Genomic DNA, 19,233 nt, shown 5'->3' with positions numbered 1-19,233 from the left:
CGGCGCCAAAGACGTGGATGGCCGGGTCAAGCCCGGCCATGACGAGCGGACGGAGTTGCGATTTACGGCGTCAGCACCGCACGGCCGACCAGCTGACCCTTTTGCAGATCGTGCAAGGCATCGTTGGCCTTGGACAACGGCATCGGCGTCACCGGGATCGGGGCGATGTGCTTGGCGCGGACGAGATCGAGCAGCTCCTTGGTCTCGCGGAGATTACCGACATAGCTGCCCTGGATGGTGACCGCCTTGATCGGAATGAGTGGCAGCGCCCACGGCGCGCCGCCGCCGAACAGGCCGACGATGACGAGCTTGCCGCCCTTGGTCAGGCAATCGAAGCCGAGCTGCGCGGTGGCGGCATTGCCGACCAGGTCGATGACGGCGCGGATCGGCTCGCCTGCGGCCTTGTTCAGTTGCTCCAGCGCATCCGGCGCCTTGCCGTCGACCGCCGCCAGCGCCCCGGCCGCCAGCGCCGCCTCGCGCTTGCGCGCGTCGATGTCGACCACGATCGCGCCCTTGCCGCCCATGGCCTTCAACAGCGACAGCGCCATCAGCCCGAGGCCGCCGGCGCCGAAGATCACGATCGGCGTGTCGAAGTCCTTCTCGACCTTCTTGAGCGCGCTGTAGGTCGTGACGCCCGAGCAGGCGTAGGGCGCGGTCGTCACCGGATCGAGGCCCTTGAGGTCGATCAGGTGGCGCGGATGCGGCACGGTCATGTGGTCCGCATAGCCGCCGTCGCAATAGACGCCGAGCGAGGCCGGCTTCAGGCACATGTTCTCGTCACCGGCGAGACAGGTGGCGCACTTGCCGCAGCCGATCCAGGGATAGACCAGCACGACGTCGCCGGCCTTCAGCCCGCCCTTCTCCGCCTCGGTAACCTCCGGCCCGAACGCCACGATCTCACCGGCGCTCTCATGGCCCATGGTCCGCGGCAGCGACACGCCGCGATCCTTGAGCGAGAGCGGCTTGCGGCCGTGGCCGAGATCATAGCCGCCCTCCCAGATGTGCAGATCGCTGTGGCAGACGCCGGCTGCCTTCACCTTGATCAGCACCTGCTTGCCGAACGGCTGCGGCGTCGGCTCGTCGACCTCGGTCAGCGGCGCATTGAAATCGGTGACCTTGAAGCTCTTCATGCTTTCACTCCCGTCGTCCGGCGCGGCCAGGACCGGACGGCGCATCGACGGGACGAGCGGCGCGGCTGCGCGCGGCAACGGCGCCTTTCGACCTCCTCCCGGCATGAGCGCGTCCGGCTGGTCCGGACTGTTCTTGCGATGTCGCGACATTGGCTGGAAACGCGTGGAGCGGCAAGGCTGCGCGCAGCATGTGCGGTCATGGCAGCCCTGCAGCGTTTTGCCTCAGCGAGCTCAAGGTTTTGCAGCGTCGCTGACGCCAGCCTCGCGCAGGATGTCCTCGGTGTGCTCTCCGAGGCTCGCGGCCCGGGGGCCGGCCGCAACTTTCGCCTCCGACATCCGAAACGGCAGGTTGACGACCTTGAAGTTGCCGGCTGCATCCTCCACATCGGCCAGCGCGCCGCGATGCGCGATCTGCGGATCAGCCAGCGCATCGGCCACGCTGCGGTAGGCCGAGCTGGGTACGCCGCCCGCGTTCAAGGCGTCCAGGCATTGGGCGACGTCGAGCCGGCGCGACCAGGCCTCGACGCCATCCATCAGAGCACCCCAGTTTGCCCGCCGGTCGGAATATTTTGCGAATCTTGGATCCTCGATCCAGTCCGGGTGGCCGATCACAATCATCAGGTTCTGGAACGTCTTCTCGCTGGCGATGGCGATCATGACATAGCCGTCGCGACACTCCGCCGGGCCGAAGGTCGGCCGCGACGGCTGCGCGACGGGAAATTGCGACCATTGGATCTCGTTCAGCGTCAGGCTCAGCATCGATTCCAGCATCGAGCAGTCGATGTGCTGGCCGCGCCCGCTGCGCTCGCGCTGATACAGAGCGGAGGCGATGGCGCCGAACGCGTAGGTCCCGGTGACGACGTCGGCATGATAGATGCCGCAATAATCGGGCCGGCTGCGCCCCGGCTGGTAGGCGAGATGCGCCATGTCGTAGCCCGAAGCCGCATGGATCACCGGGGCATAGGCCGGGAGTTCCGCCGATGGGCCGGTCTGGCCGTAACCCGAGATCGAGCAGTAGATCAGCCGCGGGTTCAGCGCGCTCAAGGCCGCGTAGTCGAGCCCGAGCCGCTGCATCACGCCCGGGCGGAAGTTCTCGACCAGGATATCGGCCTCGGCGACCAGCCGACACACCGCGGCGACACCGTCGCGCGACTTGAGGTCGAGCACGACGCTCTTCTTGCCGACGTTGAGCTGACCGAAAGCGGTAGAGCAGCCATGACGCATCGGAGGCCGGGTGCGCATGGTTTCACCTTCGGCTGACTCGATCTTGATCACCTCCGCTCCCATATCGGCAAGCATGCGGGCACAGTGCGGGCCGGCGATGGTGGTCGAGAAGTCGAGGACGCGCAGTCCCTCGAAACATCCTGTCAAACGGCTCTCATCGTTTCCCACTAGACTCACCCTGGCAGCTCCCTGGTTTGAACTCTTCTCGCTCGGCACCGAGGCCGAAGCTCCGCTTTGCCGTCGCTGATTCACGAAGCGTAAGCCATCGATCGTCGTGCAGGTCGTTTCTAGATCGAACCATTCGATGTCGAAAGCGTTTGGCCTTTCGCCGCAATGCGGCAACGCTTTTCTTCATGACTGAATTTGGACCTTTTCTTGCATAGGACGAACATGGGGCTTGATCGAGGACATCTCTTGCGGGTTCTGTTCGTTACGACCGAAATGGACGATTTCGTCCGGGTGGGCGGACTGGCTGCCGTTTCGGCGGCACTTCCCCGGGCACTGCGCTCACATACCGACGTCAGGATCATGCTGCCCGGCTACCGGGACGTGATCGAGCAACTCACCCACATCGAGATCGTCGGCCAATGTGCGCCTTTGGCAGAGATGCCAGGCTGCGCGCTGGGACGGTCATCGACCCGCGACGGCCTGCCGGTCTACGTCCTGCTCTGCGACGAGCTTTATGACCGGCCGGGCAACCCCTACGGCGACGAGAACGGGCAGGACTGGGCGGACAACGACATCCGTTTCGGCCGTCTCGCCGCCGCCGCCGCCGAGCTCGCGGCGGGCACGCTGGACAAGAACTGGGCAGCCGATCTGGTCCACGCCAATGATTGGCAGGCGGCATTGGTGCCGGCCTATCTGGCGTGGCGCGGGGTCGACGTGCCGTCGATCCTGACCATCCACAACCTCGCCTATCAGGGCCTGTTCCCGCGCGAGTCGTTGCGCCGGATCGGCGCCCCCGAATCCTCGTTCCACATCGATGGTCTGGAGTTCTACGACAAGCTGTCCTTTCTCAAGGGCGGTCTGGTCTATGCGTCGCATCTCACCACGGTCAGCTCGACCTATGCCCAGGAGATCACGACGCCCGAGCTCGGCTGCGGGCTGGAGGGCCTGCTCCGGCAGCGCTCCAATGCCCATGAGCTGACCGGCATTCTCAACGGCATCGACGAGAGCTGGGATCCCCGCTATTGCCAGAAGCTGGCGCAGCCCTTCGCCGCGGGCGACTGGAAAGGCAAGAAGGCCAACGCCGACTACGTCCGCAAGCAGTTCGGGCTGGCCGTGTCGCGCGGTCCGATGTTCGGCATCGTCGCGCGCCTCGTTCACCAGAAGGGCATCGACCTGGTGCTGGAAGCCGCCGATGAGATCGTCGGCGCCGGCGGCCAGATCGTGGTCACCGGCACCGGCGAGCCCGCCATCGAACGCGCGCTGATGGAGGCCCACCGCCGCCGGCCGGACGCGATCGGGGTCGCCATCGGCTTCAACGATGCGCAGGCGCGGCGCATCTTCGCGGGCAGCGACTTCACCCTGATGCCGTCGCGCTTCGAGCCATGCGGCCTGAGCCAGATGTATGCCCAGCGGTTCGGCTCGCTGCCGATCGGCCACCAGACTGGCGGCCTCGCCGAGACGATCACCGATGGCGAGACCGGATTCCTGTTCGAGAAGCCGTCGGCGGAATCCTTCCTCGGCGGGGTAAAGCGCGCGTTTTCGGCGTTCACCAGCACCGAACGGCTGAACGAGATGCGGCTTTCGGCGATGGCCCGCTCGTTCAGTTGGGACCTGTCGGCAGCCTGCTACAATGCGCTGTACCGGAAGATGCTGGCGTCTTAAGCCGGGACCGGCTGTCGTAGCCCGCATGAGCGGAGCGACATGCGGGATGATTTCAACGTTCGGAGCAGACCCCGGATATCGCTGCGCTCGTCCGGGCTACGGCCAAATAACAAAAGCCCGGACATCGTCCGGGCTTTTTCTTGGGCGCTTGAAAGGTTGGCTTCTTACGCCGCGCGGACCGCTTCCAGGAAGCTGCCGACCTCTCGCTTGAGGCGGTTGGAATCTCCAGCCAGTGACTTGGCCGACGACAGCACCTCGGCGGAGGCCGAGCCGGTCTGCGAGGCGCCACGCTGCACGTCCGTGATGTTGGACGAGACCTGCTGGGTGCCGTGGGCGGCCTGCTGCACGTTGCGCGAGATTTCCTGCGTTGCCGCGCCCTGCTCTTCGACCGCCGCCGCGATCGCGGCACCGATCTCGGCGAGCCGCTCGATCGTCGAGCTGATCGCCTGGATCGAAGTCACCGATTCCTGCGTCGCGGCCTGCACGCCTGAGATCTGCTGTGAGATCTCCTCGGTCGCCTTCGCCGTCTGTTCGGCGAGCGCCTTCACCTCGGTCGCAACCACCGCGAAACCGCGGCCGGCATCGCCGGCCCGCGCCGCCTCGATGGTGGCGTTGAGTGCAAGGAGATTGGTCTGTCCGGCAATGCTGTTGATGAGCTCGACGACGTCGCCGATGCGGGCTGCGGCCTGCGACAAATCGGCGACGCGCCCATTGGTCTGGCGCACCTGCTGCACGGCGTCGCCGGCCATGCGCGCCGACGCCTGGACCTGACGGCTGATCTCGGTCACCGACGAGGACAGCTCCTCGGTGGCGGAGGCGACCGACTGGACGTTGGCGGACGCTTCCTCCGACGCAGCCGCCACCACCGTGCTGAGCTCCTGCGATCGGTTCGCCGTGTTGGTCAGCGTATCCGCCGAGGTTTCGAGCCCCGAGGCCGCCGACGACACGGTGTTGACGATGTCGGCAATCGTCAACTCGAAGTTGCGCGTCAGCGCATCCAGCCGCCGGGCCCGATCGATCTGCGCCTGCGCGTCGCGCTGCGCGGCCTCGTCCGAATCCTTCTTGGCGATCAGGGCGTCCTTGAAGATCTTGAGCGCGCGCGCCATCGCGCCGATCTCGTCCTTGCGGGACTCGTTCGGAATGTCGGCGCTCAGCTCGCCATTGGCGAGGCGCAGGGTCACGCCGGTCAGCCCGACCAGCGGGCCGATGACGCCACGGACGACGCCGAGCACCACCGCCACCGACACCAGCGCGACAACGAGCAGGATTCCGAGAGCGGTGAACAGGCGCAGCCGCGCGGCCTCGATCGACTGATCGATGGCCTGGTGCGCCGACGTCAGCGCCGCATCGCGCAGCACGATCACATTGTTCAGCATCGGCGTGGTCCAGCGGCCCCACTCCTCGGGGGTGACCGGCGAAGGTTGACCGTCGCGCGCCGCGGTGACGATCTGACGATAGCGGCGCTCGCCGTCGCCCATCAGCGTCGAGCGGACATGTTCGAGCGCAGAGCTGACGTCCGGATTGTCGCGCACGCTGCGGGCCGCGAGCTCCATCTGCTGCCACAACAGGGTCACCTGCCCGCTCTGTTCGGTGACCTCGGCGAGGCGTGCCGGCGTCCAGTTCAGGCTCTGGATGAAGAAGCGAAGAACCGCGGAGCGCGCACCATTCACCGTCCGCATCGATTGCGACAGTTGCGCCAGTTGGCCCGACGGCAGCAGGTTCTCGACGTCGCCACCGACGCGCGACAGCTCGATTGCGGTCGCGTCGATCGCGGCATTCAATGACTCGGCGGCGCGGCCGAGGCCGTCGATCGTTGCCGCCTGGATGTTGGCCGGACGCTGCGCAAAGGGCAGCCCCACGGCACCGCGAGCCGCCGACCGGATACCGCGAAGGGTCTGCTCGGCGGCGTCGATGCTGCTGGTCGCCAACCCCGCCGCCTTGGCGGATGACTTGGCCTGGTTGAGCAGATCGTCGGTGCTTGCGATGGTCTTGTCGAGCTTGACGGCATCGTCGGCCGAAGCGGGCGCCGGAGCAGCCAGCAGATTCCAGATATTCCGTTCGAGCGGGATCTGGGCGTTCACCTTCATCGCCAGCTCGAAAGCGTCAAGGACGCGTCGCGCCTGCTCGCGCTTGACCAGATCTCCCCACCCGCTCCATGCGAGCACGAACGCAAAGGCCATGGCGAAGAAACCGGTCAGCAGATTGCCGGCGAGAATTTTCCATTTCAGGCTGACCGCGCCGGTCTCCGGCTTGACCGTCTCATTGTGCAGCACCGCGCGCGAGGACATTGGTTATTCCCAATCAATTACCGTTGCCCGGCCGGTCGCGCGCGTATCGGCTGATACGCGCTTGCGCAGCTGCCCTTCGGCGACGTTCCCGCACGGTCGGCAAACAAGATCGCGGCGACGCTGCCGCGCCACAATGATTAAGAACGAATGACGACTAATCCCTTAAACCAAGTTGTTCCATGCGGTATCGGAATGCCGAAATGCTGCACTATTGGGATCGGGTCAGCGCATCGGCCTGCTACTCGGCAGCCGCTGCAAGCTCGATCGAGGGATCGTGCAACACCACGCCGGCGAGCGGATCGTGCTCGCCCGACCAGGGCCTGCGCTGCAGGACCGATCGCGTGTGCTGATAGCCCGCAGTCCAGCGCGCGATGATGCCCCGCTCGGTGAAATCGATATCCTTGGTATGGCTCTCGCGAGCGAGTTGCGGGGCCAGCAGCCGGACGACATGCATCCGCGTCTGGCAGCCGTGACTGATGAGATCGCGGATCGCCGGATCGTTGCGGGCCGACTCCGGCAAATGAACCGCAAGCTGATTGATGATATGCCGCAGCCGATGCGTCTGCTGCTGGCGCGCGATATGGCTCGAGATCCGGCTCGAATATTGCACGTCCTTGTGGCGGTTGAACACCTCCGCCATGGTCGTCGGCTCGGCACCTTCGGGATTCCACAGATGCACGGCGAAGATCAGCGAGTCCTTTCGCGGATTGTCGTCGAACACGACTTCGGTCGGCGTGTTCGACAGGATGCCGCCGTCCCAATACAGTTCGCCATCGATGCGAACGGCCGGAAACGCGGGAGGCAGCGCGCCCGATGCCAGGATATGGCGGACATCGAGCACGTCGTCGCGACTGTCGAAATAGCGCATCCGGCTCGTCCTGACGTGCGCCGCCCCGACGGTGAGGCGTAGACCGCCATTGTTGAGACGATCGAAATCGACGAGTTCCTGCAGCGTTTCCTGCAGCGGAGCGGTCGAGTAGTAGCCGGCCTGCTCGGCACCGAGCGGATAGGCCTCCCCGGCATGCGCCAGGGCGTTGGGACGGAAGAAGCCCGGAATCCCGTGCGTCACGGTCGTCCAATAGGACAGCCGCTCGTTGAAATCCGGAAAGGCCGTGCGCACCGACCAGGCTGGCTGCCGGTGCATCCGCTTCCAGAACTCCCGCAGCCGCGTCATGCGCTCCTGCACCGGACTGCCGGCGATGAGAGCGGCATTGATGGCGCCGATCGAGGTCCCGATCACCCAGTCCGGCTCCAGGCCGGCCTCGTGCAGCGCCTGGTAGACGCCCGCCTGGTATGAACCGAGCGCACCACCGCCCTGCAGGACGAGAACCACCTGCCCGGGCAGCCTGCCACGATCGATCATCGCGCGCATCGTGTCGTCGACCTCGGCCATGTCTCCCTCCTGATACATTGTCCTGTTCGCAGTTCTCACGTCGCTGTTACATCGCCCGACCGTCAATGTGCGGTCCAACCACCATCGACCGGCAGGGCGACACCGGTGATCGATGCGGCGGCATCGCTGGCGAGAAAGACGGCGAGCGCGCCGATCTCCTCCACCGTTGCAAAGCGCTTGTTCGGCTGTTGCGCGAGCAGGACATCGCGGATGACCTGATCGCGGGAGATGCCGTGCGCCTTCGCCTGTCCGTCGATCTGCGCCTCGACCAGCGACGTGTAGACGTAGCCTGGACAGATCGCATTGCAGGTGATGCCGATCTCGGCCGCCTCCAGCGCCGCGACCTTGGTGAGGCCGATGATGCCGTGCTTGGCAGCAACATAGGCCGATTTGAACGGAGAAGCGACGAGGCCATGCGCCGAGGCGATGTTGATGATGCGGCCGAAGCCATTCCGCCGCATCGACGGGAGCGCCAGCCGCATCGTGTGGAACGCCGACGAGAGGTTGATCGCGACGATGGCATTCCACTTGTCGACCGGAAACTCCTCCAATGGCGCGACATGCTGAATGCCGGCATTATTGACCAGTACGTCGATACGGTCGAACTCATGCAAGGTGTCGTTGATCATTTGCTCGATTGCCGCGGGCTGCATCATGTCGGCGGCGGCATAGCCGGTCCGCACACCGAACTCGGCTGCGATGTCCGACCGCATCCGTTCGATGTCCTCCGGCGCGCCAAAGCCGTTCAGCACCACATGTGCCCCCGCGCCGGCGAGCGCCCGCGCGATGCCGAGGCCGATACCGCTGGTCGAGCCCGTGATCACCGCCACCTTGCCGGACAACGGACGTAACGAGCGCGGGGTCGTCATCGTATCTGCAGCCATGGCTGTTCCTTCATCCGTTTCGAAGATTGCTCGAGGCGAGAACAAACTGCCGGGCTGCCGCGACGAATGGAAATGCCGTTTGGCTCGTCCCACGATACGGTTTCGCTATCGCGATCGTTGATGCGATGCGCGGTCTGCTAGGATATTGCATCCGGGACGTCGGCCCGGTCGAACGGAGCTCTCCCATGGAAATGCATCAGGTTCGGTATTTTCTTGCCGTTGCCCGGCTGCTGCACTTCACGCGCGCGGCCGAGGAATGCAACGTGACGCAGCCGTCGCTGACCCGTGCGATCAAGCAGCTCGAAGCCGAGCTCGGCGGCGATTTGTTCCGGCGTGAGCGGCCGGCCGCACAACTCACCGAGCTCGGCCAGCGCATGCATCCACTGCTGAAGCAATGCTACGAGGCTGCCGTCGGCGCGCGAACCCTGGCCTCGTCCTTCAAGAGCGGAGAGCTCGGCACGCTCCGGATCGCGCTCGCCGACTCGGTCGACCTTGCGCTGCTGATCCCGCTGCTCGATCAGCTGCAGCGCCAGTTCAACCAGCTCGAGCTCAGGTTTCTGCGCGGCAGCAGCCGCATGATCGCAGAGCATCTGAAGAACGGCGAAGCAGAGCTCGGCATCGCCTCGGAGATCGACGAGACCTGGGATCGGCTGGATGTCTGGCCTCTCTTCACGGAGGACTTCGCGCTCGCCGTGAGCAGCCGGCACCGGCTGGCGGGGCAGGACGCGATCACGATCGATGATCTCAGTGGCGACGCGCTGCTCTGCCGCAACTACTGCGAACATGCGGACAGGTTGCGCACGCTGCTCCGCGAGCGCGGCGTCGACCTCGGACGAACTCATGACGTCCACTCCGAACGCGACCTGATCGCGCTGATGGAAGCCGGAGTCGGCATCGGTGTGGTGCCGCAAACGACCGCGCTGCCGGAGACCCTGCATCGGGCCGCGGTCGACGGACTCGACGTGCGGCGCACCGTGCATCTCTACGGCGTTGCCGGACGTGAACGCACGGCGGTTGCCTCGACCGTGATGCGCATGCTGCGCGGCAGGAACTGGCAGGAATGGCTCGGTCAGCTGTCCTGAGCTGCGGCCTGGCGAAGCGCTTCGACCAGATCGTCGATCTCCATCCGCTTGCGGAAATCAGGATCGACGAAGCGCGCCTTCACGAGGCCGTCACGCCCGACCACGAAGGCAGCCGGGATGGGCAACACCCAGCCGTCATTGCCGTGGAAGCTCGCCAGGTCCTGGTGCGCCAGCAGTTGCTGGATCTCACGACCGAGCCAGATCGCGAGGTTGAGCGACAAAGCATAGCCGTTGTCGAGATCCGTCAACACAGGGAAGGTCGCGCCGGCGTCCGATTTGAACTGCTGGGTGAACGCCTGCAGCTCCGGCATGATCGCGACGATCGCGCCGCCCGCGGCGTCGATGCGCTGCTGCGCCTTGATCACCGCGCGAACGTTGAGCCGGCAATAGGGACACCAATGGCCGCGGAAGAACATCACGGCGACCGGCCCCCGGACGAGGCAGGATTGCAGGCTCACCAGGCGGCCAGCCTCATCGGGCAGGACGAAGGGCGGCATCGTCTCACCGGGCCGCGGCGCAGTCTCGCCGCCACCGTTTTCTCCGAGCCGCGCCACCAGGCGGTCGACGGCGGACGCATAGGCCGGAAAGATCTCGCGACCCGCAGCGGCATAGGCCTCGAGTTGCTGCCGCAGGGTGCCCTGTATCTCCCTGCATTGCAGGAAGGCCTGTCTGAGCCGCTCGGCATCCGCGGGTGAAAGCACTGTCATGAGCTGCTCCGGCACGTTCAGGACCCCAACCATGATAGTTTCCCGGGCAAGCCGACCACAAGGGCGGCCTGCCCGGCTGCCGCGCTCAGGGCCGGTAGAAATTGCCGGTGGGATCGAGCATGCCGGACGTCGAATAGAGCTGCCCGTCGCTCATGAAGAAGACAGTGTTGTTCGGCACCTTCCTGGCGTGGCGCATCATGGCCCGATGATTGGCGTCGCCGGTGGCCATCGTCATCATGCTGGTCTTGCCGGCGCTGTAGACATAGGCCATGCCGGGCGCGAGATCGAGGCCGCCTTGCGCGACGGCTGCGGTGGCAGAGACCGCGACCACGGCCGCGGCAATCAAGGTCTTGGACAGGCGGGTCATGGATATCTCCTCCTCATGAATGCTGTCGCCCGTCATCGGGCGCTCGCATTACAAGCGTGAGCTGCCCTGCTTGAGAAATGCCGTTGTCCAATCGCGAGGATAGCGCCCGCCTATCGATAGCGGCGGTCTATCGGCTCCAGAGAAAGGATGCATTTCCATCACGTGCTCTGCTCCCCGATGGTGCGCCTCGCGATGCCCGCTCGGCGCGGGCCGCTGTTCCATCAGAGGAGACCATGACATGTTGATGCAGATCGCAGCTATACGCACGCGCCGCCTGAGCGCTGCTTTCGTCCTGGCCGTTGCTACGACGGTGATCGCGGCGTCCGGCGCCCGCGCCGGCGAGTGTCCGGCTGACAAGATCAAGGCCGGCGTGCGCGAGAAAACCGACGTCAAGGCGGTCGGCGTGACCGACGTCACCCTTGGCGCGATCGATCTCGCCAAGCAGCCCGCCAATCTCAAGGACCGCGAGTTGCGCTTCCGCAAGCTGACCATCGCGCCGGGCGGCATCGTGCCGTGGCACAGCCATGACGATCGCCCGGCGCTGATCTTCGTTCAGCAGGGCGAGATCGTCGAATATGCCAGCAACTGCGCCGAGCCGATCCTGCACAAGGCCGGAGATCTGAGAGCCGAGGTGTTCGGCACGTCGCATTGGTGGAAGAACGACGGCAACGAGACGGTCATCCTCTATGTCGGCGACGTTCGCAAGGATCCGCACGACCATAACATGTAGATCGCGTACCTCCGCCAGCCGCCTTCGGATCGCCCCTTCAGGCAGGCGATCCGGACACGGCCGCGTTGCGCTGTCGAGCCGAGGAGATTGCCATGACGGATATGTCCGCACGGTTGCCGATTGGAGCCGGCCATGTGAATGCACGAACGGCGGCGCGGCGCGCGGTCCTGGTCGGCCTGCTCGCCTTTTTCAGCCTCGTCGATCTGTTCGCGGCGCAGGCAATGCTGCCGGTCCTCACACGCTACTATCAGGTCAGCGCGGCCGAGATGGGGCTCGCCGTCAACGCCTGCACGCTGGGAATGGCGATCGCGAGCCTGGTCATCGGCCTGCTCAGCCCGCTGATCGATCGCCGGATCGGCATCGTTGCCAGCCTTGCCCTGCTCGCCGGCTTCACCGCACTGCTCGGCAGCGCGCCGGACCTCTCCATCTTCGCAGGCTTGCGCATCCTGCAGGGCCTTTGCATGGCCTCGGCGTTCGCCCTCACCCTGGCCTATCTCGGCGAGCAGTGCAGCGCCGGCGAAGCCGGCAGCGCCTTCGCGGCCTATATCACCGGCAACGTCGCCAGCAATCTGGTGGGGCGGCTGCTCTCGGCCGGTCTGACCGGGGCCCTCGGCCTCAAGCCGACCTTCTACGTCTTCGCCGCGCTCAATGTCTGCGGCGCCCTGCTCGCCGCATTCGCGGTCGGAGGCACGGCCATGCGTGCGGAAGGAGCGATGCGGCTGCGCGGCGGGGCCATCGCCGATCACCTGCGCGACCGCCGCCTGCGCGCGGCCTTCGGCGTCGGCTTCTGCGTCCTGTTCGCCTTCATCGGCGCCTTCACCTTCGTGAACTTCGTGCTGGTGCGGCCGCCGCTGTCGCTCGGCATGATGGAGGTCGGACTGGTGTATTTCGTCTTCCTGCCGTCGATCGCCACCACGCTGCTGGCGGGCCGGACGGTCGCAAGGATTGGCACACAGGGCGCGATCTGGGGCGCACTCGCGACCGCAGGCCTCGGCCTCGTCCTTATGCTGTCGTCACGGCTCGGGGCGGTGCTGGCCGGCATGGTGCTGGTCGGCGCCGGCACGTTCTTCGCCCAGGCGGTGACCACAGGCTTCGTCGGAAAGGCCGCCACGCACGATCAGGGTGTCGCCAGCGGACTCTACCTCGCCAGCTATTTCGCCGGCGGCATCGTCGGCACGGCCGTGCTCGGGCAGTTGTTCGATCGGTTCGGCTGGACGGCCTGCGTCGCAGGCATCGCCGGCGCGCTGGGGATCGCGGGATACCTGGCCCGCTGGTTGACGCCGCCGGACGCTCAGGACCGGCTCGGCGCCGGCTCGGACTGAGACGGCGGGGCCTGCTCATCGTCGTCGGCGATGGCGCGCCAGGCCGCCCCTTCGAGATCCTCATACTGGCCGCTCTTCAGCGACCAGAGAAAGCCGACCAGGCCGGCCAGGCCGAGCGCCAGAGCGAGCGGGACGAGAATGATCATCACTTCCATGACGCGGCCTCCCCGGCCACCTTGCGGGCACGTAGCGCATTCAGCATGACGATGATCGAGGAACCGGACATCGCGGCTGCCGCGATCAGCGGGGTGACGACGCCGCTGATCGCAAGCGGCACCGCCAGGACGTTGTAGCCGACTGCGAGCCATAGATTCTGCCGCATCAGATGCAGCGCCTTGCGCGCGTAGTCGATCGCGGCCAGCACCGGCGCCAGGGGACGACCGAGGAAGACGAGATCGGCGGTGGCCTGGCTCAGATGCGCGGCCGAGATCGGCGACATCGAGACGTGCGCGGCGGCGAGCGACGGCGCGTCGTTCATGCCGTCGCCGACCATCATGACCTTGACGCCCGCGCGCTTCAGCTCCTCGATAACAGCGATCTTGTCGGCCGGCGTGACGCCCGCGCGCCACGCGCCGATGCCGAGCGCCTTGGCGGCCGCGGCCACCGCCGCCTCGTGATCGCCCGAGAGGATCTCGACCTTGATGCCGCGCCGCTGCAGGCCGGCGACGATCTTGGCGGCGTCAGGGCGCAGGCCCTGGCGCACCGAGAACAGGTACCTGCTATCGCCGCGGCTGAAGGCCACCACCGAGGCCTCGGGATCGACGCCCTTGGTCTGCGCAACCAGCGCCTCGGCGTCACAAAAGGCCGGACGTCCCAGCCTGATCTCGACGCCGTCGACGACGGCGCGGACACCCTGGCCCGGCTCCTCGACCGCGCCCATCAGCGGCGACCGCGCATTGGCGGCCTGGGCCACCGCCGCGGCCACCGGATGATGGCTCGACAGCGCGAGCTGGCCGGCCAGCGCGAACACATCTGCAGGAATGCCGGCGGCGTTGACGACCTCGAGCTCCGGCAGCGTCAAGGTGCCGGTCTTGTCGAAGATGACGTGATCGGCCTCGGCGAGGCGCTCGATCGCATCGCCCGCATTGAGCAGCACGCCGGACTTGAACATCGCGCCCGACGCCACCGTCTGCACGGTGGGGATCGCAAGCCCGAGGGCGCAGGGACAGGTGATGATCAGCACCGCGATGCCGGTGACGATGGCATCGTGCCAGCTCGCGCCCATCAGCACCCAGCCGAGCACGGTGAGCGCCGCCGTCGCGTGCACGACCGGCGCATAGAGCCGCGAGGCGCGGTCGGCGAGGCGCATGTAGCGCGAGCGCGCCTGCAGCGCGTTGTCGAGCAGGCGCGTGATCTCGGCGAGCAAGGTGCCCTCGGCGGCGGCGGAAACCCGGACACGCAGCGTGCCGGAAATGTTGAGCGAACCGGCATAGACGGCGGTCCCCTGCTCGGCCGGTACGTACAGCGTCTCGCCGGTGATCAGGCTCTGGTCGATCTCGGAGCGGCCCTCGACCACGACACCGTCGACGGCGCAGCGCTCGCCGGGCCGCAGCAGCACCAGATCGCCGGCGCGGACGGCGGCGACCGGCACCTCCGAAATCTCGTCGGGACCGATGAACTTGGTCGCGGTCTCCGCCTTCAGCGCGGCGAGATTGCCGGCGACCGCGCGGGTCCTCCGCCGCATGCTCTGGTCGAGATAGCGGCCGACCAGCAGGAAGGTCAGCAGCATGATCGCGGCGTCGAAATAGGCGTGCTCGGCGTGATGAAACGTCTCGACGATCGACATGCCCAAGGCCAGGATCACGCCGATGCAGATCGGCACATCCATGTTGACGTTGCCGGTCTTCAAGGCGCGCCACGCCGAGCGGAAAAACGGCTGGCCGGCATAGGCCGCGGCCGGCAGCGCGATCACGGCCGACAGCCAGTGGAAGAAGTCGCGCTGCTCGGGCAGCATGTCGCTGCCGTTGCCGGACCACACCGGGATCGACAGCATCATCACGTTCATGGTCGCGAACGCGGCGACGCCGAGACAGCGCAGCAGGAAGCGCGATTCCTCCGCCTCGGTGGCCTCGGCGCTCGCCTTCTCGAACGGATAGGCCTTGTAGCCGAGCTCGGCGAGGCGATCGATGAACCTGGCTGGATCGAGGGTGCCCTGCTTCCATTCCAGCGCGACACGGCGGTCGGTGAGATTGACGCGCGCGAGCGTCACGTCGGGCAGCGCGGAGAGGCCGCGCTCGATCTTGGCCATGCAGCCGGCGCAGCTGACACCCTCGACCGCGAGGTCGATGTGCTTCAGGCCGGCGCCGAGATCCTTGACGTAATGGGAGAAGTCACGCGTCACATGCATGATCGGACGTCCTTCAGTTCAGCAGCACGCGGTTCTTCGACAGGAACAGGCGGCGGCCGCTGGAATCGCCTTCGAGCACGAGGTCCCACTGGCCCGGCGCGATCGCCTCCGCGGTGCCGCGATAGATGCCGCCGCCGATCTCGGCCAGCGCGACCTCCTGGTCGGCGCGCTTGTCGGCCGGCCGCTCGAGCCGGCCCTGGAAGGTCAGGCCAGACAGCGGATTGCCGCTCGCATCGCGGGCGTTGACCTGCACCACCGCCGCGCCGCCTGCGCCGCGCTCGATATGCGCCTCGACCTGCCAGCGCCGCGCCTCCTGGGCGCGCGCCGCCGCGATCTCGTTCTCGTAGCCGAGGCTGGCGCTGTAGGCGCTGTCGACCTCGGTGCCTGGCAGGGTCGAGATCGCCGCCGTCATCATGTAGACGTTGACGCCGATCACCGTCCCGAAGAAGGCGAGAAGCATCGCGAGCACCATGCCTCCGGTCAGCTGGAAGGAAGGATTGGAACGGCTGGCCATTGACGGGCTCCCTTGCTCTACGGGCTGACGAAATTGTCGGTGGCGGAGGCGACGACGCCGAGACCGATATCCGTCACATGGAACTTCACCGGAATCGACTTCTCGAGATTGCTCTCTTCGGGCGCGGTCACCAGCAGGCGCAGCTCCTCGGTCTGGTCGCGTCCGATCACGATCATCGGCCGGTCCGGGGTCACGGAATCGGCGCCGACGACGTGGACGGCGGCGTTGGCCGGCCCTTCGATGTCGATGGCGATGACGCGATCGAAGCCGTGCTTGTTGAGGACGCGCACCGTATAGGCATTGCGGATCGAGCCGTCGGACAGCTTGATCGCGATCGGGTTGCGATCGTGCAGCACGTTGACCTCGAGCAGCGACCGGGTCGCGAGCTTGTAGACCATGGCACCGCCGACCACGGCGATGATCGCGGCATAGACAATGGTCCGCGGGCGCACGAGCTTGTAGATCGGCGGCTTGCCTTCCTGTCGGCGATGAATGTTGATGTCGTTGTCATAGCCGATCAGCCGCGTCGGGCGGCCGATCTTGGTCATGACGGTATCGCAGGCGTCGATGCAGAGGCCGCACTGGATGCAGTCCATCTGGGCGCCGTCGCGGATGTCGATGCCGGTCGGGCACACCGCCACGCATTGCTTGCAATCGATGCAGTCGCCGGCAGGCTGGCCGAGCGCGCGCAATTCGGCGGCCTTCTTGACCGACATGCGGCTCTCGCCGCGGTCATAGCGGTAGGTGACGTTGAGCGCCCATTCGTCGGTCAGCGCCGCCTGGATGCGCGGCCACGGGCACATATAAACGCAGACCTGCTCGCGCATGAAGCCGGCGAGCGTGTAGGTCGTCGCGGTCAGGATCGCGATCCAGACATAGGCGAGCATCGGCCCCTGGAAGGTGACGAGATCCTTCACGAGCGTTGGCGCATCGCTGAAATACAGCACCCAGGCGCCGCCGGTCCACCACGCGATCATCAGCCAGATCGAATGCTTGAGCACGAGCTCCGAAATCCGCTCCAGCTTCATCGGGTCGCCGGAGGCATCCTTCTTCATGCGCTCCCGGCGGTCGCCCTCGATCAGGCGCTCGACGGCATAGAACAGGTCGGTCCACACTGTCTGCGGGCACAGATAGCCGCACCAGATGCGGCCGCCGATCGCGTTCATCAGGAACAGGCCGATGGCGGCGATGATCAGGAGGCCGGTGAAGTAGTACACCTCCTGCGGCCACAGCTCGATGAAGAAGAAATAGAAGCGGTGGTTCGGGAAGTCGATCAGCACCGCCTGGTCGGGCGCGCCGAGGCCGCGATTCCAGCGCACGAACGGCAGGAAATAATAGACGCCGAGACAGAAGCCCATCAGGCCCCATTTGATCCGGCGGAAAGTGCCCGAGACGCTCTGCGGATAGACCTTCTTGTGCGCAGCATAGAGCGGACCGTAATCGTCCACCTGTTGCAGATCTTGGGGCTGCAGGTCGTCCGGTTTTACCGTCTGGTTCATGGCTGGCGGATCATGGCTGGGGTCTTCTCGCAGTTGCGGCCGAAGGTATGTCCACCTCCGGCCGCTCAGTTGATCCAGCTCAATTGAAGGGAAAGTTCCGTTGGATTTCCGTTACTTTCCGCCGCCCAGCGAGTGGACATAGACCGCCATCGCCTTGATCGTGGTCGGGTCGAGACGGCCCTCCCAGGCCGGCATGACACCGGCGCGACCGTTGGTGATGGTCTCGATCAAGGTCGCCTCGTCGGAGCCGTACAGCCAGATCTTGTCCGTGAGGTTCGGCGCGCCGAGCTCCGGATTGCCCTTGGCGTTGTCGCCATGGCAGGCCGCGCAGTTCTCGGCGAAGATCTTGGCGCCGGCCTTGGCGTCATAGCCCGGCCGGGTCGGCAGGCCCGCCAGCTCGCGGACGTAGTTGGCGACCGTGATGATTTCCGCCGGCTTCAGGACACCGTCCTTGCCGAAGGCGAGCATCTGGCCCTCGCGGGTCTTCGGGTGCCCCGAGCGCACGCCGTACAGCAGGGTCTGCTGGATCTGCTCCAGCGAGCCGCCCCACAGCCAGTCGTCGTCGTTCAGGTTCGGGAAGCCCTTCGCACCGGCCGCGCCGGTACCGTGGCAGGCGGCGCAGTTGTCGCCGAACACGGTCTTGCCCTTGGCACGCGCCAGGGCAAGCATCGCCGGATCCTTCTCGATGTCGGCGAGCGAGGCCGTCGCGAGCGCGGCCATCTTGGCGCCGCGGATCTTCTCGAGATTGGCAAGCTCGACCGCCACGTCCGCACGGGACGAGTAGCCGAACATGCCTTGCGTGTTGCTGGAGATCAGCGGCCAGGCCGGATACACGATCCAGTAGCCGATCGCCCAGACGATGGTGATGTAGAAGGTGATCACCCACCACCGCGGCAGCGGGGTGTTGAGCTCCTTGATGCCGTCCCAGACGTGGCCGGTCGTGGCCGTGCCCGTGACGCTGTCAACTTCGTTGTGGTCAGCCATGATGAATTACTCCTCCCGCAACGGCATGCTCGCCGCCTCGTCGAAAGCGGCCTTGTTGCGAGGCCAGAGGGCATAGGTCACGATCGCGAGGAAAATCGCGACGAAGATCGGGGTCCACAGCGTCGTCACGAGTGACGACGCGATGTTTTCCACTGCAATGATGGGCTTCATGATGCTCGCCTCTCGATCTCAGCGCAGATTGGCTTTTTCGTTGTAGATCTTGAAGTCCACCAGCGTGCCGAGCATCTGCAAGTAGGCCACCAGCGCATCCATTTCAGTCGGCGCACCCGCCTTGCCGTCGAAGTTGCGCACCACCGCCTTCGGATAGCGCTTGACCAGCGCCTCCGCGCCGGCACCGTCCGGATCGACCTGCGCCTTGAGGTCGGCGGCGGCGTTGGCGATCTGGTCGTCGGTGTAGGGCACCCCAACCATCCGCAGCGTCTTCAGATGGTCGGCGATGTTGTCCGCGTCGAGCTCGGTCTCCTTCAGGAAGGGATAGCCGGGCATGATCGACTGCGGAACGATGGCGCGCGGGTTGGTCAGATGGGTGACATGCCAATCGTCGGAGTACTTGTTGCCGACGCGGGCGAGGTCAGGCCCCGTGCGCTTGGAGCCCCACTGGAACGGGTGGTCGTACATGCTCTCCGCGGCGAGCGAGAAGTGGCCGTAACGCTCCACTTCGTCGCGCAGCGGACGAATCATCTGCGAGTGGCAGAGATAGCACCCCTCGCGGACATAGATGTTGCGGCCGGCCAGCTCGAGCGGCGTGTAGGGCCTGACGCCGTCGACCGCCTCGATCGTGCTCTTCAAGTAGAAGAGCGGAGTGATCTCGACGAGGCCGCCGATCGCGACCACCAGCAGGATGCCGATGACCAGGATGATCGAGTTCTTCTCGAAGACTTGGTGTCGTTGCCAGAAAGACATGATTGGTT

General features: G+C 66.0%; 18 protein-coding genes. 4 read left to right on the top strand and 14 right to left on the bottom strand.

The window, feature by feature from the left end:
- Positions 1–62: 62 nt before the first annotated feature.
- Together ACQR2C_RS23495 and ACQR2C_RS23490 are read right to left on the bottom strand one after the other, a co-directional pair.
- The gene (locus ACQR2C_RS23495; protein WP_315802512.1) at positions 63–1,130 is read right to left on the bottom strand and encodes an alcohol dehydrogenase; all 1,068 of its coding nucleotides are present in this window, start codon (positions 1,128–1,130) and stop codon (positions 63–65) included.
- Positions 1,131–1,361: 231 nt separating this feature from the next.
- Positions 1,362–2,531: a CaiB/BaiF CoA transferase family protein gene (locus ACQR2C_RS23490; protein ID WP_434882223.1), complete on the bottom strand. Its 1,170-nt coding sequence runs from the start codon at positions 2,529–2,531 to the stop codon at positions 1,362–1,364.
- Positions 2,532–2,768: 237 nt separating this feature from the next.
- Here ACQR2C_RS23490 and glgA point away from each other — a divergent pair, with 237 nt between their 5' ends.
- On the top strand, positions 2,769–4,184 hold the full coding sequence (gene glgA, locus ACQR2C_RS23485) for a glycogen synthase GlgA (RefSeq protein WP_434873672.1): 1,416 nt from the start codon (positions 2,769–2,771) through the stop codon (positions 4,182–4,184).
- A gap of 164 nt (positions 4,185–4,348) precedes the next feature.
- Here the strand turns inward: glgA and ACQR2C_RS23480 are convergent, their stop codons facing one another.
- From ACQR2C_RS23480 to ACQR2C_RS23470, 3 genes are all read right to left on the bottom strand, one after another.
- Positions 4,349–6,472: a methyl-accepting chemotaxis protein gene (locus tag ACQR2C_RS23480; RefSeq protein WP_434882222.1), complete on the bottom strand. Its 2,124-nt coding sequence runs from the start codon at positions 6,470–6,472 to the stop codon at positions 4,349–4,351.
- A 238-nt stretch (positions 6,473–6,710) separates the two neighbouring features.
- Positions 6,711–7,865 (bottom strand): patatin-like phospholipase family protein, encoded by a 1,155-nt coding sequence (locus ACQR2C_RS23475; protein ID WP_434882221.1) that lies wholly within the window; start codon positions 7,863–7,865, stop codon positions 6,711–6,713.
- Between the two features lie 62 nt (positions 7,866–7,927).
- The gene (locus tag ACQR2C_RS23470) at positions 7,928–8,749 is read right to left on the bottom strand and encodes a 3-hydroxybutyrate dehydrogenase (protein WP_434882220.1); all 822 of its coding nucleotides are present in this window, start codon (positions 8,747–8,749) and stop codon (positions 7,928–7,930) included.
- Between the two features lie 185 nt (positions 8,750–8,934).
- On the opposite strand from ACQR2C_RS23470, the gene ACQR2C_RS23465 reads away from it, so the two are divergent.
- The gene (locus tag ACQR2C_RS23465; RefSeq protein WP_434882219.1) at positions 8,935–9,831 is read left to right on the top strand and encodes a LysR substrate-binding domain-containing protein; all 897 of its coding nucleotides are present in this window, start codon (positions 8,935–8,937) and stop codon (positions 9,829–9,831) included.
- Here ACQR2C_RS23465 and ACQR2C_RS23460 read toward each other — a convergent pair.
- On the bottom strand, positions 9,819–10,538 hold the full coding sequence (locus ACQR2C_RS23460; protein ID WP_315802506.1) for a peroxiredoxin-like family protein: 720 nt from the start codon (positions 10,536–10,538) through the stop codon (positions 9,819–9,821). The genes ACQR2C_RS23465 and ACQR2C_RS23460 overlap by 13 nt on opposite strands.
- An 85-nt stretch (positions 10,539–10,623) precedes the next feature.
- Entirely contained in the window at positions 10,624–10,905 is a 282-nt protein-coding gene (locus ACQR2C_RS23455) for a hypothetical protein (RefSeq protein WP_315802505.1), read from the bottom strand.
- A 238-nt stretch (positions 10,906–11,143) separates the two neighbouring features.
- Between ACQR2C_RS23455 and ACQR2C_RS23450 the strand changes: the two genes are divergently transcribed.
- Together ACQR2C_RS23450 and ACQR2C_RS23445 are read left to right on the top strand one after the other, a co-directional pair.
- Positions 11,144–11,635: a cupin domain-containing protein gene (locus ACQR2C_RS23450; RefSeq protein ID WP_315802504.1), complete on the top strand. Its 492-nt coding sequence runs from the start codon at positions 11,144–11,146 to the stop codon at positions 11,633–11,635.
- A 92-nt stretch (positions 11,636–11,727) separates the two neighbouring features.
- Positions 11,728–12,957 carry an MFS transporter gene (locus ACQR2C_RS23445; protein WP_434873665.1) on the top strand — a complete coding sequence of 410 codons (1,230 nt, stop codon included), beginning with the start codon at positions 11,728–11,730 and terminating at the stop codon, positions 12,955–12,957.
- On the opposite strand, the gene ccoS is transcribed toward ACQR2C_RS23445, so the two are convergent.
- The 7 genes from ccoS to ccoO form a co-directional block, all read right to left on the bottom strand.
- Positions 12,927–13,112 carry a cbb3-type cytochrome oxidase assembly protein CcoS gene (gene ccoS, locus ACQR2C_RS23440; protein ID WP_316218368.1) on the bottom strand — a complete coding sequence of 62 codons (186 nt, stop codon included), beginning with the start codon at positions 13,110–13,112 and terminating at the stop codon, positions 12,927–12,929. The two genes, ACQR2C_RS23445 and ccoS, sit on opposite strands and share 31 nt — an antisense overlap.
- A complete protein-coding gene (locus ACQR2C_RS23435) occupies positions 13,103–15,304 on the bottom strand; it encodes a cation-translocating P-type ATPase (RefSeq protein ID WP_434873664.1) in 2,202 nt (733 codons plus the stop codon). The genes ccoS and ACQR2C_RS23435 overlap by 10 nt, the downstream gene beginning before the upstream one ends.
- 13 nt (positions 15,305–15,317) lie before the next feature.
- Positions 15,318–15,818: a FixH family protein gene (locus ACQR2C_RS23430; protein WP_316218366.1), complete on the bottom strand. Its 501-nt coding sequence runs from the start codon at positions 15,816–15,818 to the stop codon at positions 15,318–15,320.
- A 17-nt stretch (positions 15,819–15,835) separates the two neighbouring features.
- On the bottom strand, positions 15,836–17,317 hold the full coding sequence (gene ccoG / locus ACQR2C_RS23425) for a cytochrome c oxidase accessory protein CcoG (RefSeq protein ID WP_434882218.1): 1,482 nt from the start codon (positions 17,315–17,317) through the stop codon (positions 15,836–15,838).
- Positions 17,318–17,428: 111 nt separating this feature from the next.
- Positions 17,429–18,301, bottom strand: a complete 873-nt coding sequence (gene ccoP / locus ACQR2C_RS23420) for a cytochrome-c oxidase, cbb3-type subunit III (protein WP_315802498.1) — start codon at positions 18,299–18,301, stop codon at positions 17,429–17,431.
- A 6-nt stretch (positions 18,302–18,307) separates the two neighbouring features.
- Positions 18,308–18,472 (bottom strand): cbb3-type cytochrome oxidase subunit 3, encoded by a 165-nt coding sequence (locus ACQR2C_RS23415; protein ID WP_315802497.1) that lies wholly within the window; start codon positions 18,470–18,472, stop codon positions 18,308–18,310.
- Positions 18,473–18,490: 18 nt separating this feature from the next.
- Positions 18,491–19,225 carry a cytochrome-c oxidase, cbb3-type subunit II gene (gene ccoO / locus ACQR2C_RS23410; RefSeq protein WP_315802496.1) on the bottom strand — a complete coding sequence of 245 codons (735 nt, stop codon included), beginning with the start codon at positions 19,223–19,225 and terminating at the stop codon, positions 18,491–18,493.
- Positions 19,226–19,233: the final 8 nt, after the last annotated feature.

It is taken from the genome of Bradyrhizobium sp. HKCCYLRH3061 (assembly GCF_051168015.1).
Classification (GTDB): Bacteria; Pseudomonadota; Alphaproteobacteria; order Rhizobiales; family Xanthobacteraceae; genus Bradyrhizobium.
The sequence above is the reverse complement of the archived record's forward strand: the minus strand, read 5'-3'. Positions and strand labels throughout refer to the sequence as shown.

Bases quoted from the DNA above. Each gene is read 5' to 3' on its own strand.
- ACQR2C_RS23495 (WP_315802512.1), bottom strand. From the start codon at position 1,130: ATGAAGAGCTTCAAGGTCACCGATTTCAATGCGCCGCTGACCGAGGTC.
- ACQR2C_RS23480 (WP_434882222.1), bottom strand. From the start codon at position 6,472: ATGTCCTCGCGCGCGGTGCTGCACAATGAGACGGTCAAGCCGGAGACC.
- ACQR2C_RS23475 (WP_434882221.1), bottom strand. From the start codon at position 7,865: ATGGCCGAGGTCGACGACACGATGCGCGCGATGATCGATCGTGGCAGG.
- ACQR2C_RS23470 (WP_434882220.1), bottom strand. From the start codon at position 8,749: ATGGCTGCAGATACGATGACGACCCCGCGCTCGTTACGTCCGTTGTCC.
- ACQR2C_RS23465 (WP_434882219.1), top strand. From the start codon at position 8,935: ATGGAAATGCATCAGGTTCGGTATTTTCTTGCCGTTGCCCGGCTGCTG.
- ACQR2C_RS23460 (WP_315802506.1), bottom strand. From the start codon at position 10,538: ATGACAGTGCTTTCACCCGCGGATGCCGAGCGGCTCAGACAGGCCTTC.
- ACQR2C_RS23455 (WP_315802505.1), bottom strand. From the start codon at position 10,905: ATGACCCGCCTGTCCAAGACCTTGATTGCCGCGGCCGTGGTCGCGGTC.
- ACQR2C_RS23450 (WP_315802504.1), top strand. From the start codon at position 11,144: ATGTTGATGCAGATCGCAGCTATACGCACGCGCCGCCTGAGCGCTGCT.
- ACQR2C_RS23445 (WP_434873665.1), top strand. From the start codon at position 11,728: ATGACGGATATGTCCGCACGGTTGCCGATTGGAGCCGGCCATGTGAAT.
- ccoS (WP_316218368.1), bottom strand. From the start codon at position 13,112: ATGGAAGTGATGATCATTCTCGTCCCGCTCGCTCTGGCGCTCGGCCTG.
- ACQR2C_RS23435 (WP_434873664.1), bottom strand. From the start codon at position 15,304: ATGCATGTGACGCGTGACTTCTCCCATTACGTCAAGGATCTCGGCGCC.
- ACQR2C_RS23430 (WP_316218366.1), bottom strand. From the start codon at position 15,818: ATGGCCAGCCGTTCCAATCCTTCCTTCCAGCTGACCGGAGGCATGGTG.
- ccoG (WP_434882218.1), bottom strand. From the start codon at position 17,317: ATGAACCAGACGGTAAAACCGGACGACCTGCAGCCCCAAGATCTGCAA.
- ccoP (WP_315802498.1), bottom strand. From the start codon at position 18,301: ATGGCTGACCACAACGAAGTTGACAGCGTCACGGGCACGGCCACGACC.
- ACQR2C_RS23415 (WP_315802497.1), bottom strand. From the start codon at position 18,472: ATGAAGCCCATCATTGCAGTGGAAAACATCGCGTCGTCACTCGTGACG.
- ccoO (WP_315802496.1), bottom strand. From the start codon at position 19,225: ATGTCTTTCTGGCAACGACACCAAGTCTTCGAGAAGAACTCGATCATC.